Source organism: Bradyrhizobium sp. sBnM-33 (assembly GCF_032917945.1).
Lineage (GTDB): Bacteria > Pseudomonadota > Alphaproteobacteria > Rhizobiales > Xanthobacteraceae > Bradyrhizobium.
Genome location: NZ_CP136624.1, coordinates 7,611,410 through 7,627,102, shown reverse-complemented (window position 1 = coordinate 7,627,102; position 15,693 = coordinate 7,611,410). Strand labels below are relative to the sequence as shown.

General features: G+C 62.4%; 12 protein-coding genes. 10 read left to right on the top strand and 2 right to left on the bottom strand.

Annotated elements, in window-relative coordinates; translation table 11 throughout:
* Positions 1–36 precede the first annotated feature (36 nt).
* The 3 genes from RX328_RS35715 to RX328_RS35705 all read left to right on the top strand — a co-directional run bounded on the left by RX328_RS35715 (position 37) and on the right by RX328_RS35705 (position 2,931).
* Complete coding sequence (locus RX328_RS35715) at positions 37–918, top strand: branched-chain amino acid ABC transporter permease (RefSeq protein WP_213254284.1); 882 nt, start codon at positions 37–39, stop codon at positions 916–918.
* Entirely contained in the window at positions 915–1,886 is a 972-nt protein-coding gene (locus RX328_RS35710; RefSeq protein ID WP_312018095.1) for a branched-chain amino acid ABC transporter permease, read from the top strand. Before RX328_RS35715 ends, RX328_RS35710 begins: the two co-directional genes overlap by 4 nt.
* Positions 1,887–2,007: 121 nt before the next feature.
* A complete protein-coding gene (locus tag RX328_RS35705) occupies positions 2,008–2,931 on the top strand; it encodes a polyphosphate kinase 2 family protein (RefSeq protein WP_213254280.1) in 924 nt (307 codons plus the stop codon).
* 227 nt (positions 2,932–3,158) lie between these two features.
* On the opposite strand, the gene RX328_RS35700 is transcribed toward RX328_RS35705, so the two are convergent.
* A complete protein-coding gene (locus tag RX328_RS35700) occupies positions 3,159–3,584 on the bottom strand; it encodes a nuclear transport factor 2 family protein (RefSeq protein WP_213254278.1) in 426 nt (141 codons plus the stop codon).
* A gap of 129 nt (positions 3,585–3,713) precedes the next feature.
* Here RX328_RS35700 and RX328_RS35695 point away from each other — a divergent pair, with 129 nt between their 5' ends.
* Entirely contained in the window at positions 3,714–4,286 is a 573-nt protein-coding gene (locus RX328_RS35695; RefSeq protein ID WP_213254276.1) for a bifunctional transcriptional activator/DNA repair enzyme AdaA, read from the top strand.
* Between the two features lie 78 nt (positions 4,287–4,364).
* Here the strand turns inward: RX328_RS35695 and RX328_RS35690 are convergent, their stop codons facing one another.
* The gene (locus RX328_RS35690; RefSeq protein ID WP_317258526.1) at positions 4,365–5,552 is read right to left on the bottom strand and encodes an IS4 family transposase; all 1,188 of its coding nucleotides are present in this window, start codon (positions 5,550–5,552) and stop codon (positions 4,365–4,367) included.
* A 977-nt stretch (positions 5,553–6,529) separates the two neighbouring features.
* On the opposite strand from RX328_RS35690, the gene RX328_RS35685 reads away from it, so the two are divergent.
* The 6 genes from RX328_RS35685 (at position 6,530) to RX328_RS35660 (ending at position 15,683) form a co-directional block, all read left to right on the top strand.
* Positions 6,530–8,089, top strand: a complete 1,560-nt coding sequence (locus tag RX328_RS35685) for a 2-isopropylmalate synthase (RefSeq protein ID WP_213257314.1) — start codon at positions 6,530–6,532, stop codon at positions 8,087–8,089.
* Positions 8,090–8,248: 159 nt separating this feature from the next.
* Positions 8,249–11,593 carry an adenylate/guanylate cyclase domain-containing protein gene (locus RX328_RS35680; protein WP_213257313.1) on the top strand — a complete coding sequence of 1,115 codons (3,345 nt, stop codon included), beginning with the start codon at positions 8,249–8,251 and terminating at the stop codon, positions 11,591–11,593.
* A 268-nt stretch (positions 11,594–11,861) separates the two neighbouring features.
* Positions 11,862–12,254, top strand: a complete 393-nt coding sequence (locus RX328_RS35675; protein WP_213257312.1) for a thioredoxin family protein — start codon at positions 11,862–11,864, stop codon at positions 12,252–12,254.
* Positions 12,255–12,337: 83 nt separating this feature from the next.
* On the top strand, positions 12,338–13,060 hold the full coding sequence (locus RX328_RS35670) for a cytochrome c biogenesis CcdA family protein (protein ID WP_213257311.1): 723 nt from the start codon (positions 12,338–12,340) through the stop codon (positions 13,058–13,060).
* A gap of 64 nt (positions 13,061–13,124) precedes the next feature.
* The gene (locus RX328_RS35665) at positions 13,125–13,586 is read left to right on the top strand and encodes a DUF302 domain-containing protein (RefSeq protein WP_213257310.1); all 462 of its coding nucleotides are present in this window, start codon (positions 13,125–13,127) and stop codon (positions 13,584–13,586) included.
* Positions 13,587–14,681: 1,095 nt separating this feature from the next.
* Positions 14,682–15,683, top strand: coding sequence for a TRAP transporter substrate-binding protein (locus RX328_RS35660; protein ID WP_213256812.1), 1,002 nt, complete (start codon positions 14,682–14,684; stop codon positions 15,681–15,683).
* Positions 15,684–15,693 lie beyond the last annotated feature (10 nt).

Sequence of the window (15,693 nt, the reverse complement as noted above, 5' to 3'; positions counted from 1 at the left end):
GAGAGGTGAGGCGAAGCCGGGATAGGGTGACAAACAATGCAGGCATTCCTCGACACCTTCGATATTTTTCTGCTGGAAGCCATCGTCAACGGCATCCTGCTCGGCGGCGTGCTGGCGCTGCTTGCGCTCGGGCTCAATCTGATCTTCGGCGTCATCGACGTCACCTGGATCTGCTACGCCGAACTGGTCATGATCGGCATGTACGGCATGTACTACATGGTCCAGGTGTTCGGGCTGCCTTACTGGGCGGCAGCGCCGTTCGCGATCCTGCTGGTTGCAGCGCTCGGCGCGCTCCTGCACTACCTTGTCATCGAGCCGCTGTTGACCGCGCCGCCGATCAACCAGTTGCTCGCCACCGGGGGCGTGCTGTTCATCCTGCAGAGCTTTGCCACCGTCGCCTTCGGCATCGACTTCCGCAACCTCGGCATCCGCCTGCCGGTGCTGGCGATCGGCGACATGCATTTCAGCTATTCGCGGCTGCTCGCCTTCGTCGCCGCCTTGCTCGGCATGCTCGCGGTCTACTTCTTCATGACGCGCACCTATACCGGCACCGCAATCCGCGCGATCTCGCAGGACCGCCAGATCATGTCGCTAATGGGCGTCGATACCAAGCGGATCTATCTCATCACCTCGGCGCTGGGCGGCGCGCTCGCAGGTCTCGCCGCCTGCCTGCTGGTGCTGCAATATGATGTGCATCCCTTTGTCGGGCTGTCGTTCGGGCCGATCACCTTCCTGATCTGCGTGCTCGGCGGGTTAGGGAATTTCGTAGGCGGCTTCATCGCGGCGTTCGTGTTCGCCGAGATCATCTCGCTGGGCGGGCTGTTCGCCGACCTCGAATGGGGCTACGTGCTGGCCTTCGCCTTCTTTATCGTCATGATGTTCATCCGGCCCGCGGGCCTTTTGGCGAGGCGCTCGTGAATTCCCGTCATGCCGCCTGGGGCGTCGGCCTCGCAGCGCTGATCGCACTGCCCTTCGTTTATCGCGATCCCTATCATCTGCACATTCTGGTGCTGATCCTGATCTGGTCTTTCGCCTATACCGCGTGGTCGATCATGGGCCGCTTCGGGCTGGTGTCGCTCGGCCATGGCGGCTTCATGGGCGTCGGCGCTTACATCACTGCGCTGCTGTGGAACCATCTCGGCGTCTCGCCATGGATCGGCATCCCCATCAGCATGGTGGCGGCGGGCGTGCTGGCGCTGATCGTCGCCTATCCCTGTTTCCGCTTCCGCATCACCGGGCATTATTTCGTACTGGTGACGCTGGCGTTATCGGGCATCGTGCTGCAGGTCATCACCGCAACGCGCGACTACACCGGTGGTTCGCTCGGCTACACGCCCGACCGCGCCCGCAGCGGTCAGGGGTTGCTGGCGTTGCAGTTCGACGACAAAACGACGTGGTATCTGATCGCGCTGTTCGTATGGGTGGTCGGATTGCTGATCTGGCGCTGGGTCGACCGCAGCATGAGCCGCTACGCCATGGAGGCGATCTCGGAAGATGAGGACGCCGCCGCCGCGGCCGGCGTCAACGTCACCGCCGAAAAGCTCAAGATCACGCTGATCTCGGCGCTGATGACGGCGCTCGCCGGTGCGATCTACTGCCAGTACCAGATGTTCATCTCGCCCGATACCGTCAGCGGCATTGCGGTGTCGCTGCAGATGGTGTTTGCCGTTATCGTCGGCGGGCTCTATGTCTCGCTCGGGCCAACCATCGGCGCCATCATCACCATCATGCTTGCGGAAATCCTGCGCATCGGGTTCGGCACCAAGGCGGTGGGCTGGGACAATCTGGTCTATGGCCTCCTGCTCGTCATCTTCATCATATTCCTTCCCAAGGGCATTCTTGGTAGCGTCCTCGACCGACTGAAGACGCGACTCAAGAAGGCGTGAAGGATTTGGATGAAATCCTCTCTCTCCGTCATGGCCGGGCTTGTCCCGGCCATCCACGTCTTTGCGGGCCGCAGTGAAATCGTGGATGCCGGGCAGCCCGGGCATGACGACGGGGAGATAGATGAACAAGAAGTCGCAACAACCTCTGGCCGATGAACTGAAGCCCTATGTCGCCCCGTTCCGCTACGACGGCGCGGGCGAGTTTCACCTCAAGTCGCACAAGACGAATGAGAAGGGCGGCCTCGACAAGGAGAGTGCGACGAAGATCATCGAGGCCAACCGCAAGCGACTGAACGAGTTCCAGGAAAAGCTCTACGCCCAGGACCGCTGGTCGATGCTGCTGATCTTCCAGGGCATGGACGCCGCCGGCAAGGATTCGGCGATCAAGAGCGTGTTCGAGGGCGTCAATCCACAGGGCTGCGAGGTCACCTCGTTCAAGCAGCCGTCACCCAAGGAGCTCGACCACGATTTTCTCTGGCGCAGCACGATCGCGCTGCCGGAGCGCGGCCACATCGGCATCTTCAACCGTTCCTATTATGAGGAATGCCTGGTGGTGCGGGTGCATCCGGAAATTCTCGCCAAGCAGAAGATTCCACAGCGGCTGGTGACCAAGGACATCTGGAAGGAGCGGTTCGAAGACATCTCGGCGATGGAACGCTACCTCGCGCGCAACGGCACCGTGATCCTGAAATTCTTTCTCAACGTCTCCAAGGAGGAGCAGCGCGAGCGCTTTCTCGCGCGGCTGGAGGAGCCCGCCAAGAACTGGAAGTTCTCGCTTGCCGATATCGATGAGCGCAAGCTGTGGGCGAAGTATCAGGCCGCCTACCAGGACGTGATCCGCCACACAGCGACGCGGGCGGCACCATGGATCGTGGTCCCCGCCGACCACAAATGGTTCGCCCGCGTCGTGATCGGCTCGACCATCGTCGCAGCTCTCGAGAAGCTCGATCTACATTTTCCAAAGGTCGACAAGGCCGACCGCAGCGAATTCGCCAAAGTGCGCGAAGCGTTGTTGGCGGAGGAGGGTGGTGCGGCGAAAAAGTAGGATAGGTAGAGCGAACAAGACCCATCGCTTTCCGCCACCGGGGGATGGATTTGCTCCACTCGTCCCATTCCACGTGAGGTAAGCACACTGGTCAGGCTCCCTTCCCAGCAAGGGGGGAGGGAACCCTGCCGTCGGTGCGTCCCTCACAGCAGTCGATGCGACGGGCTCGCTGCGTTCTACCGGATTGACCCCCCGTGGCTTTGCCCACCTACCGATTCCGTTACGCGTCACTCCGCCGTTTCTCCGAAAATCATCTGCCAGCCCTTTCGCGTGTCCATGTACTCGCGAACCTCTTTGATGCGGTCGCCTGCGACAACAAAGACAAAGCAGTAGTCGTTGTCATACGACCGACCTTCCGGAAGGGTCGCCCGCATCCGCTCTTCAATGATCACCGTGTTGCCATCGGCATGGACGGCGCGGAACGAGATCTCGATTGCGGAGAACAGGCGGTGCATCTCGGAGGCGATGAAGCGCGCGATCTGGTCGGGGCCGATCATGTGATCGGTATGCGCGAGTGCCACCGCCGTCGCATTGCGGCGAGGGGCGATCCATTCGGCGTCCGGCGTGAACAGGGATGCGATCAGGCCGGCGTCTCGCGTTGCGAATGTTTTCCACGCGTTGAGGACGATGTCCTTGGCTGTCGGGTTATTCATTTTTTGCCTTTCGGGAGAGTGAATCCGTTGCCGCCGATCTAGGACACGCCGGCCCTGACTGCTGGCCGGAATCGGACCTCATCATCCGCGCCCGCTTTCATCGGCCGCGCGGTGAGCTAGAATTCGAGAATGTTGAGTTTCGATATCTGCAATGCTGCGCGGCTGCGGCGCGACGCGCGCTATGACGGCCGCTTCTTCACGGCGGTTCGGACCACGCGGATCTATTGCCGTCCGGTTTGCCCGGTGAAGCATCCGTTGACGCGCAACGTCACCTATTACCCGACGGCAGCCGCCGCCGAGGCGGCAGGATACCGGCCGTGCCTGCGCTGCCGCCCGGAGACCGCGCCGTTCTGCCCGGCCTGGAACGGCACCCGCTCGACCGTTGCGCGGGCGCTGAAACTGATCGATGGCGGCGCGCTGGAGCGCGGATCGGTCGCCGGACTAGCCGAGAAGCTCGGGATCACCTCGCGCCATCTCGCCCGCCTGTTCGAACGCCATGTCGGGGCAAGCCCGCAGCAGGTCGCGAACACCCGCCGCATCCAGCGCGCCAAACGGCTGCTCGACACTACCGACGACGCGATGACGGAAATCGCCTTCCGCGCAGGCTTCGGCAGCGTCCGACGCTTCAACGCCGCATTCTCCGAACTCTATGGTCGCTCACCATCGAGCTTGCGCGCGACGTCGCGTGGGCAGAGGAGGTGAGGGAGCATTTCGCGCGAGCCATCCTGCGTTAGGTAAGCACACTGGTCAGGCTCCCTCCCCCCCTTGCGGCTAGCTGATTCACACATCTTTGAGGGTCTCCCAGGCGGAAGCCACGCCCAAGAAGTATTGGAGGCCATGCCTCATGGTGATGGGGCCGGGTTTGGTGCGAGGGTATCCATCCCATCCGCCGAGGCGAGCAATGATCCATGAGGCCCAAGCCAAGGTTTGCGGGCGATGTGGATTGCTTTGGAGTTTGGTTCTGCCTTCGTACTTGGTGGCCAGTGCGGCGAGCAGCTTGATCTGCTCTTTGTTGAACGCGTTGCTGGCAGGTTCGGCGCTGCGTCCGTCGCGAGCCTGAACCAGTTGCAGGATCACGACGGCAGCCTTGGCGGCGATCGCGGTGAGCTTGAGCAGCCGATCGGCGGTTTCGATCCGGCTGTCTTCGAGTTGCAGCCCCTGCGTTTTGATCAGGCGGAACAGCTGCTCGATAATCCAACGCTTTTTGTACCAGTTGACGATCTGCCAGGCAGACGCGACATCGTTCACGTCATGGGTCGTCAGCAGGTACCAGTGCAGCGGCTCGACGCCCGCTGGCGGATCGACTTCAACGACCTCGACCAAAGCGAGTTCGACTGTCCGCGGTAAGTCGGCAGACGCGTTCTGCGGCCTTCTGAGGGTGACCCGACCGAACCGCAGCACCAGCTTGGCCTGTCGGGCGGGCCGATCGGCACGCGCCACAACGTCGATGGTGGCAGTGTCGACGACGGGCCAACTGCTGGCGGTGGCATACATGCTTGCACCGTCGGCCAGCACGCGATCATGCATGCTCCGCGTCAACAGATGGAAGTTTGAGGCCGATACGCTCGCCCATTTGGCATAGATGTCGCCCTCGCGATCGTCGATCACCGTGACCATCGTGGCCGCAGAGAGCACCTGCTTGGCTCGATGGGCCGTGCTGATCCAACGTTCCGACTCCTTCTGCTCCAGTGGCCGCTGATCGTGCGGCACCGTAACCCGGCCCTGGCGCGTCCAAATCTTCCCGCCTACCAGCCCCAGACAGGCGTCACTGGCGGCATCCACGGCGGCCATCGCATGCAACAGCAAGCCGTGGCTGTTCCCTTTGCCGATCTCACCCAGCCCGCGCCGACGCTCGGGTTGGGTCCTAAAGTTGATCTCGCTTGTATCCTGGATCGCCAGCACGTGCCGGCCGGCCGCCGCAACCGCCGTCTGTTCGCCCCAGCCTGCGAGCAGTGCTTCCAAGCTCACGTTCTCATTGGCGAGAAATCGGCCGTATCGGACTATCTTGGCCCGATCACCATCCGCCGCTCGACGCAAGCACGAGCTGGCGCGCGTGACCATCCCTTCGAGCAGAGCCGCCCCCCTTTATCGAGACGGCCATCCCCGAACCGACCAAGCCTGAATTGTTCGTTCAACATCTTGGCACCTCAATGGAATCGAAGTGCCAGATACAGAATCACAGCAGACCGTCGCTGCGGAAGGCCAAATCAAGACATCGAGTCATTCCGTCGCAGCCGGCAATGTGTGCATCTGCTAGCCCCTTGCGGGGGAGGGTTGGGGAGAGGGGTAAGTCCCGGGCGGGACGATCAATGAGCGCACTGGCTTCTCAATCTCGGTCGTTCATTGTGGCACTCACTCTGAGAGAGCACGTCGCGTGGCACCCCTCTCCCTAACCCTCCCCCGCAAGGGGGAGCCCTCCCGTCGGTTCGTCCCTCACAGCAGTCGATGCGACGGCTTCGCTGCGTTCTACCGGATTGTCGTTCCCCGCGAAGGCGGGGAATCCAGTACGCTGCGGCCTTTCGGCTCTAGCGGCCTCTGGAATACTGGGTCGTCCGGTCTAGCCGGACGACGACAAGCATGGTTAGGTCACGTCTCCTGACCCTCTTTTGGCATTGCGGCCGGCCGTAATTCTCGTCTAGAACAGCCCCGGAACGCTCCCGGCAACGAACCGTCAATGGTTTTCGCCGAGATTTGAGCGTCCAAAAGGGTCTGGCAATGCTGATTCGCAGCCAAATGTTGGGAGTTCGGGGTGGAGCGGCCAAGGCTGCCCCTGCGCGTCCGGCTGCATCCGCGCCCGCCCTGCTTCTTGGCGGGCTTCTGCTTCTTATCGGCCCCTGAGGGCCGTCTGGGCGTTTGCGCCTGGGCACTCAGGGGTTTTGAGCGAGATCACCAGACCCTTCAGCGCCCATGAGAGACGGCGCTACGACCCAAAAGGAATTCAGCATATGACCACCGCGAACAAGTCCGAGAAGGACCGTGTCATCATTTTCGACACCACGTTGCGCGACGGCGAGCAGTGCCCGGGCGCGACCATGACATTCGAGGAAAAACTCGAGGTCGCCGAAATGCTCGACGACATGGGTGTCGACGTCATCGAGGCAGGTTTCCCGATCACATCGGAAGGCGACTTCCAGGCCGTCAGCGAGATTGCCCGCCGCTCCAAGAACGCCGTGATCGCCGGCTTGTCACGCGCGCATCCGAAGGACATCGACCGTTGTGCCGAGGCGGTGAAGTTCGCAAAGCGCGGCCGCGTCCACACCGTGATCGCGACCTCGCCGTTGCATATGCGGGTGAAATTGAACATGACGCCGGAGCAGGTGGTCGAGCTCTCGATCGCCAACGTCACCCGCGCCCGCAACCAGATCGACGATGTCGAATGGTCGGCCGAGGACGGCACCCGCAGCGAGATGGATTTCCTCTGCCGCATCGTCGAAGCCGTCATCAAGGCTGGCGCCACCACGGTGAACATTCCCGATACCGTCGGCTACACCGTGCCGGAGGAGTACACCCACTTCATGCGCACGCTGATCGAGCGGGTGCCGAACTCCGACAAGGCGATCTTCTCCGTCCACTGCCATAACGACCTCGGCATGGCGGTGGCAAACTCGCTGGCTGGCATCGCCGGCGGCGCGCGCCAGGTCGAATGCACCGTCAACGGCATCGGCGAACGGGCGGGCAACGCCGCGCTCGAAGAGATCGTGATGGCGATCAACGTGCGCAACGACAAGTTTCCGTGGTGGAACAAGATCGACACCACGCAATTGACGCGCGCCTCGAAGCTGGTGTCGGCGGCGACCTCGTTCCCGGTGCAGTACAACAAGGCGGTCGTCGGCCGTAATGCGTTCGCGCACGAAAGCGGTATCCATCAGGACGGCGTGCTGAAGGACGCGTCCACCTACGAGATCATGCGGCCCGAGATGGTTGGCCTGAAGCAGTCGTCGCTGGTGCTCGGCAAGCATTCCGGACGTCATGCGTTTGTCCACAAGCTGGAAGAGATGGGCTACAAGCTCGGCGCCAACCAGCTCGAAGATGCCTTCAACCGCATGAAGGCGCTGGCCGACCGCAAGAAGGACATTTACGACGAGGACATCGAGGCGCTGGTCGATGAGGAAATGGCGGCCTCGCATGATCGCATCAAGCTGACCTCGCTGACGGTCATCGCCGGCACCCATGGCCCGCAGCGCGCCACCATGAAGCTCGACGTCGAAGGCCAGACCAGGATCGAGGAGGCCGAAGGCAACGGCCCGGTCGATGCGGTGTTCAACTGCATCAAGGCGCTGGTGCCGCATGAAGCAAAGCTGGAGCTGTACCAGGTCCACGCCGTCACCGAAGGCACCGACGCGCAGGCCGAAGTCTCGGTGCGGCTCTCGCACGAAGGCCGTTCGATGACGGCACGCGCCGCCGATCCGGATACATTGGTCGCTTCCGCAAAAGCCTATCTCGGCGCGCTCAACAAAATCGTCATGAAGCGCCAGCGCGACATGCCGGCCGCGGTGGCGAGCTGATCGCATCACACCTCCGTCATTCCGGGACGGTCCAAAAGACCGCCCCGGAACTATAGGCCCGAAGCCGAGCCGGCGTCTTTCGGAGCCCCTGCAGCCGGCAAAGTTACTTTGGAGCACACGCTCGATCTGGTAGAGTCCACACCAGCCAGGAGAAAGGCCGTGGACGAGCTGGAGCGCTGGCTGGTGCCGCTTGGCCTGGTGCAACTCGCACCCGTGTTGCGGACGAACGATGTCGATCTCAAGATCCTGCCTGAGCTGAGTGAGGCGGACCTGGAGAAGCTCGGTCTCTCGCTTGGCCAGCGCAAGAAGCTATTGAAAGCGGCCGCTTGCCTACCAAAGCCCTCAGCATCCGGAGACTCGAGCGCCGCGCCGACACCAAGCTCGAGCGCCGTCTCTTCGGCCGAACGGCGGCAGCTCACCGTGATGATCTGCGACCTCGTCGGCTCGACCGCACTATCGGCTGGTCTTGACCCCGAGGACCTGCGTGAGGTGATTGGCGCCTATCACCGCTGCGTCGCTGAGACGGTCGCCCGCTTCGACGGTTTCGTCGCGAAGTACATGGGCGACGGCGTACTGCTTTATTTCGGTTACCCGCAGGCGCATGAGGACGATGCCGAGCGAGCGGTGCGCGCCGGTTTGGCGCTCATCGACGCCGTCGACCAACTGCAAACATCCGAGCGTCTTCGGGTCCGCATCGGCATCGGGACGGGGCTGGTCGTGGTCGGCGATCTCATTGGCTCGGGCGAGGCACTGGAACGCGCCGTGGTGGGTGAGACGCCCAACCTCGCGGCGCGCCTGCAAGCACTTGGCGAGCCGAACACCATTGTGGTCGGTCCCATGACGCGCCATCTCCTGGGCGATCTTTTCGAGTACCGCGATCTCGGAACGGTCGCGATGAAGGGCTTTCCGCAACCCATCCAAGCCTATCAGGTGCTCCGATCGAGTGCCGTCGAGAGCCGGTTTGAAGCCTTCCATTCGGCCGGCCTGACCCCGCTGGTCGGCCGCGAGGAAGAGCTCGAACTGCTGCTGCGCCGGTGGCAGCGCGCGACCTCTGGGGAGGGGCAGGTGGTGCTGCTCTCAGCGGAGCCCGGGGTCGGGAAATCGCGACTGGTGGCGGCCCTCCAGGAGAAGCTGCAAGCCGAACCGTACTCGCGCCTGCGCTGCTTCTGCTCGCCGCACCACCAGGGCAGCGCGCTTTATCCCGTCATCAAGCAACTGGAGCGGGCGGCCGGGTTCACCAGGGACGACCCACCGGCGGTCAGGCTCGACAAAATCGAGGCGCTATTAACGGCCTCAGCGACCGCTGCCGAATACATGCCGCTATTGGCCGAGCTGCTATCATTGCCCTCCGACCGCTATCGCGCGGTATCGCTCAGTCCGCCTGCGAAGAAGGAGCGCACGCTTCAGGCGCTGCTCCGGCAAGTGGAGGACCTGTCTCGGCGCAATCCCGTGCTGTGGGTCTTCGAAGATGTGCACTGGATCGACCCGACCTCGCTCGAGCTCCTGCAAGTAGCGGTCGATCGCGTGCAGCAACTGCCGGTATTGCTACTCCTCACCTTCCGACCGGAGTTCTCGCCACCGTGGATCGGCCAGCCGCACGTCACGATGCTGGCGCTCGGTCGCTTGAACCGGCGTGACACCGCAGCCCTCGTACAGCGGGTGGTTGGCGACAGAGTACTGCCCAGCGCGGTCGTCCACGAGATCATCGACCGCACGGACGGCGTGCCGCTGTTCGTGGAGGAACTGACCAAGGCTGTGCTGGAAGCGGGAGCCGAAGGGGACGCCAAGGCCGTGCTTTCGCGAACCTCACCGGGTGCACTCGCCGTCCCGGCTACCCTGCATGCCTCGCTCCTGGCCCGTCTCGACCGTCTCAGTCCGGAAGCCAAAGAAATCGCCCAGAGCGGCGCCGCCATTGGCCGGGAGTTCACCGACGATCTGATACGGACCGTGTCGCCGCTGCCGGAGGCGCCCTTGCAGTCGGCCCTTGAACAGCTCGCCGCATCACAACTGATTTTCCGTCGTGGCTCATCGGCTTACAGCTTCAAGCATGCCCTCGTTCAGGATACCGCCTATGGCACGTTGCTGCGCGGCAAGCGGCAAGCGCTGCACGCGCGCATCGCCCGGGCGCTCGAGGGGAACTTCCCGGACATTACGGCTACCCAGCCAGAGGTGCTGGCGCACCACTTCACCGAGGCTGACCTTACGGAAGACGCTCTTACCTACTGGCGCAAGGCTGGCCAGCGCGCGGCCGAGCGCTCGGCACACGCGGAGGCGATCGGCCATCTCCGCAAGGGGCTGATGCTCATTGATCGGGTCGCCGAGCCTTCAGAACGCGCCCGCCGCGAACTCGACCTGCAGCTCGTGCTTGCGCCGGTGCTGATCAGCACCAAGAGCTGGTCGGCACCGGAGGTGGAGCAAGTCTACCTGCGTGCCCGTGACCTATGCCGGCGAGCCGGCGATGTGGCGCAGCTCTTCGCCGTGAGCTTTGGGTTGTGGCTCGTTTACCAGCAACGCTGCGAATTTAAGACGGCTCGCGATCTGCTGGACGAGCTGTTCGCACTCGCGCGGCAGAGCACAGATCCGGCGCTCCTCCTGCAGGCGCATCATGCCGCATGGACAACCCTACTCAATCTCCCGGATCTGACCACGTGTAGGGCGCATCTCGAGGCGGGATTGGCGCTCTATCGGCCGGACGCGTACCGTGCCCATAAATTCCTCTATGGCAGCCACGACGCGGCTGTGTGCAACCGATACACCGAGGCTGCCGCGCTGTGGCCGCTCGGCTTCCCCGAGCAGGCGCTTGCCGCTGCGCGCGAAGCGGTGGGCATGGCGCGGGAGCTTTCGCATCCCTTTAGCCTTGTTCTCGCCCTGGTGTTTGCGGCGATGATCTACCAGCATCGGCGGGAAGCTGAGCCGGCCCGCGAGCAAGCGGAGGCCGCAATGGCGGTGTGCGCCGAGCATGGCATCGCACCGCATCTGGCGGCGGCGGGAAGCATCTTGCGGGGCTGGGCGATCGCGGTACGCGGACAGACAGTGGAAGGGATCGCGGAGGTTCGCGACGGCCTCGCGGCCATCCAGCCGACGGGCGTGCGCATCCGTCGGCCCTTTTATCTCGCGCTGCTGGCTGAAGCTTCGGCGCGGGCCGGAGAAATCGAGCAAGGATTGACTGCACTGGCCGAAGCTGCGGCCGCTGTCGAGGAGACGGGCGAGCGGCGATGGGAGGCGGAAATCTATCGCTTGATTGGGGAACTGACGGTGGCGAGGCGAGGCAGCGACGGGAGCGAAGCGGAAGCGCGCTTTCGGCGTGCAATTGAGGTGGCCGGTCGCCAGAGTGCGAAAGCTCTGGAGCTGCGCGCCGCCACCAGCTTGGCTCGGGTCTGGCGTGATCAGGGCAAGCCGCAGCAGGCCCATGATCTGCTCGCGCCAGTCTATGGCTGGTTCACAGAAGGTTTCGACACGCCCGATCTGCGGGAGGCCAGGGCGCTGCTTGATGCGCTCCGGTGACGCTTCTGTGGTGTCCATCCATCAGGGCCGTTCGATGACCGCCCGCGCCGCCGGCATCCTGAAGGCTCGTTCTTCTGACCCGATGCCTGGCCTGGATACCCCCGCCCATCCGGCGACGACAGATAAGAATTTTCCGCCAGGCCGGTAACCTTTGCCGCGGTTGCCTCGAACCTCCAGTCGTGAACCCAGCGAATCCAGGCCGCTGCAGCGTACACGTAACATCTGGGCCTCCGAAACGAAACTCATCCAGATCAACAAGGAGAATACCATGCTGACCCGCCGATTCATTCTTGGGGCCGTGCTTGCTGCCGGAACGCTCGCTGCTTCGCCGGCGTTCGCAGGTGGCGCGCATGCGTTCGATGCCAAGGCCTTCGCCGCGGCCCAGAAAGCCGGCAAGCCAATTCTGATAGCGGTCTATGCCCCCTGGTGTCCGACCTGCAAGGCACAGGCGCCGATCCTGAGCGATCTAAGGGCTGATCCAAAGTTCAAGGATCTCGTCTATTTCGTCATCGATTTCGACAGCCAGAAAGACCTGCTCAATCGGTTCGGCGTCCGTGCGCAATCGACGCTGATTGTCTTCAAGGGCGACAAGGAAGCGGCCCGCTCGGTAGGCGATACCAAGCGGGATTCGATCTTCGCCATGGTCGGAAAAGCCGTCTGACTTCGTCGTCGAGCGTGCCGGCAAAGGTGACTTGGGCCAAAGGTGACTTGGAGCAAAGGTGATCTGGAGATGGGGAAGCGTCGATGACGATCGGCAGTGCGGTTGTGGCGTTCCTTGCGGGGATCCTCTCGATCCTTTCACCTTGCGTGCTCCCGATACTTCCAATCGTGCTCGCTACCGCGGCATCGAGCCATCGTCTGGGACCTTTGGCGCTTGCTGTCGGGTTGTGCCTCTCGTTTGTCGGCATCGGATTATTTCTGGCGACGGCCGGTCACTCGATCGGATTGGATGCCGACCGGCTGCGCTACGTGGCGGCGACGCTGATCATGCTTGTTGGCATCGTGCTCGTCGCTCCGCGGCTACAGGCGCAGATCGCGGTTGCAGCGGGCCCGATCGGAAATTGGGCCGACAGCAGGTTGGCCACGAGCCGCCCAAATGGCGTTGCTGGACAGTTTTGGATCGGGGTGCTCCTGGGAGCGGTATGGAGTCCATGCGTGGGGCCGACACTTGGCGCAGCGTCCTTGCTGGCCGCTCAAGGCAAGGATCTTGGTCAGGTAGCGCTGACAATGTTTGCGTTTGGCATCGGCGCGGCGCTGCCGTTGTTGGGGCTGGGATGGCTCTCCCGGGAAACGATGGCGCGCTGGCGTGGCCGATTGTTAGCCGCGGGCAGCGTAATGAAGGTTGTGCTCGGCCTTTTGCTTCTCGTCGTCGGCATGCTCGTCATTTCGGGGGCGGACAAGGCGCTTGAAGCCTTCCTGGTCGAAGTTTCTCCGGAATGGCTGACCGATTTGACCACGCGGTTCTAGAAGTTGTGTCGGAAGGATGGTGGCAGTTACCTGAAAGTCGAAATCCGGTTAAGGGAGAAGTCCGATGAAGTTCATTGTCGCATTCTTGATGCTCCTGTTTGTGACGCCCGCGTCCGCGGACTCCGGTATCATTACGAAGTCGAGCAACTACTCGGTGAACGATACGATTTCCCGTTTTGCGGCGGCGGTCAAATCAAGGGAGGGCGCAGGGTTCATTGTGTTCACCGAAATCGACCACGCCGCTGCGGGAAAGAAGTTCGGCATCGATATGCGCCCGCGCACGGTGCTCATCTTCGGTAATCCCAAGCTCGGCACTCCGGTAATGGCAAAGACGCCATTGCTGGCGATCGACAATCCTCCGAAGGCTCTTGTTTGGGAGGATGACCAGGGCAAGGTATGGCTGTCGTATAATTCAGCCGACTATCTGTATAAAACAATCTACCCGCGGCATGGACTGGAGACTCCACCCAACTACGCGGCGTTTGCGAAGGTCTTGAGCGACATAACCGACGAGGCGACGAAGTAGAAGGCGGCTCCGACGACGCGTGGACGGATTACGTAATCTGCGCCAGTGCATGGTGCATAAAGCAAGCGGGAGAGCCATCGCGGAAGGCCGGGATGCTCCCGCTGTACCTGCACGGCGTGTGCGTGCTCTCTGGGCTCTTCGCAACGTCTGCACCTCGGCTGCGGCCATTCTGCCGCGAACTGATTTGCCGTGCGCCCAAGCGAAATTTCAATGCGCGGCTGCGACCAATTGGCACGACGGGCAAATCACCAAAACTCTGTCCAGCCCTTCGCGCAAAAATATTCCGCTTAACTTCGAGAGCAAATCATCTGCATAACTCCGCCCGTCTCACTCATTGAGGGGCGGCTCGCGATCGTCACGAACGTGCGGTGAGATGCGATGGACGCGAGAGGTGCGCTAGACGTGCGCGCCCGACGCGTACGGCGAAGTCGTGTGGTTCTGGCGCCGCGGTGCTGGCGTTAAGTCCTTTGGAAGCGAAGCTTCTCTGGGGCGACGGTGGCAAGAAAGCCGTTCACCGGGAAGAGCACGAAGTAAGCCGTAAAGCCATTGCGCAGGGAAGGCCGGGATGCTCCGCTGTACCTGTATGCTCGTGTGCGTTTTTGTTTGCGCAAATTGCACGCGAGACCGCGGGTGCAGCGCGCACCCGGTCTTCCCTGCGCCCTCTGAAAAAGAGGGCGGGAAATGAAGAGCAAACCTCGGACGCGATTGCGTCGCGAGATCGCGAACCCACATTCACCTGTCGTCGTCCGCGAAGGCGGACGATCCAGTATTCCAGAGACGCCAGTGATTAAACCGAGAAGCCGCGGCGTACTGGATCCCCGCCTTCGCGGGGATGACAGTGGTGGGTGTCGCTATCTCCGCCCGTCATTGCGAGCCAACGGGTCGCGCGAATGCGCGCCCGATGACAAGCTCCGCGAAGCAATCCATCGCCTCCGCGGGAGTATGACGTCGCCTTTTTGCATTGCAGCAAATCCCGGCAAGCGAGGTCCCTGCTAACGGCAATGGCAATTCGGCCAGCTTGTCTGTATTGGTGCAACTGGCATGCAAGCTTCGGTACCCGCGCTGGCGTGCGCCGAAGAAATAACGGGAGGATACATGCGCAAACTGATTTTGGCCGCGGCATCGATCGCGGCATTGACACTGATCGGACCAGCCGCGGCGCAGTCGCCGATCGTGATCAAGTTCAGCCACGTGGTGGCGACCAACACGCCGAAGGGGCTGGCGGCGGAGAAGTTCAAGGAACTGGCGGAGAAATATACCAACGGCAAGGTAAAGGTCGAAGTCTATCCGAACTCGCAGCTCTACAAGGACAAGGAAGAGCTGGAAGCGCTGCAGCTCGGCGCGGTGCAGATGCTGGCGCCGTCGAACGCCAAGTTTGGCCCGATCGGGGTCAAGGAATTCGAGGTGTTCGATCTGCCCTACATTCTCCCCGACCTTGCCACGGTTCGTAAGGTCACCGACGGACCGCTGGGTACCAGGCTGCTCAAGCTGCTCGAGCCGAAGGGCATGATCGGTCTCGCCTACTGGGACAACGGCTTCAAGCAGATGAGCGCCAATAAGAAGCTCATTTCGCCGGCCGACTATCGGGGCCTGAAATTCCGCATCCAGTCCTCGAAGGTTCTGGAAGCCCAGTTCCGTAACCTGGGCGTGGTCCCGCAGGTGATGGCGTTCTCGGAGGTCTACCAGGCGCTGCAGACGGGCGTCGTCGATGGGCAGGAGAACACCTGGTCGAACATCTATACCCAGAAGATGCACGAGGTGCAGAAGTACATCACCAACACCAATCACGGCTATATCGGCTACGTCGTCGTCACCAACAAGAAATTCTGGGACGGCCTGCCGGCTGACATCCGCGCCCAGTGCGAGAAGGCGATGAAGGAAGCCACCGCCTACGGCAACGGTCAGTCGCAGAAGGAAAACGACGACGCGCTCGCCGAGATCGTCAAGACCGGCAAGAGCGAGATCATAAAGCTGACGCCGGAGCAGGACTCGGCCATGCGCAAGGCGATGGAGCCGGTCTACAAAGACGTCGCGGGCCGTGTCGGTCAAGGGCTGATCGACGAGTTCATGAAGGAAGCCAAGGGCGCGACCAACTGAGACGACGTTG

Excerpts from the sequence above, each read along its gene's own strand:
- RX328_RS35715 (WP_213254284.1), top strand. The coding sequence starts at position 37 with ATGCAGGCATTCCTCGACACCTTCGATATTTTTCTGCTGGAAGCCATC.
- RX328_RS35700 (WP_213254278.1), bottom strand. The coding sequence starts at position 3,584 with ATGAATAACCCGACAGCCAAGGACATCGTCCTCAACGCGTGGAAAACA.
- RX328_RS35665 (WP_213257310.1), top strand. The coding sequence starts at position 13,125 with ATGAAGTTCATTGTCGCATTCTTGATGCTCCTGTTTGTGACGCCCGCG.
- RX328_RS35705 (WP_213254280.1), top strand. The coding sequence starts at position 2,008 with ATGAACAAGAAGTCGCAACAACCTCTGGCCGATGAACTGAAGCCCTAT.
- RX328_RS35695 (WP_213254276.1), top strand. The coding sequence starts at position 3,714 with ATGTTGAGTTTCGATATCTGCAATGCTGCGCGGCTGCGGCGCGACGCG.
- RX328_RS35670 (WP_213257311.1), top strand. The coding sequence starts at position 12,338 with ATGACGATCGGCAGTGCGGTTGTGGCGTTCCTTGCGGGGATCCTCTCG.
- RX328_RS35685 (WP_213257314.1), top strand. The coding sequence starts at position 6,530 with ATGACCACCGCGAACAAGTCCGAGAAGGACCGTGTCATCATTTTCGAC.
- RX328_RS35675 (WP_213257312.1), top strand. The coding sequence starts at position 11,862 with ATGCTGACCCGCCGATTCATTCTTGGGGCCGTGCTTGCTGCCGGAACG.
- RX328_RS35660 (WP_213256812.1), top strand. The coding sequence starts at position 14,682 with ATGCGCAAACTGATTTTGGCCGCGGCATCGATCGCGGCATTGACACTG.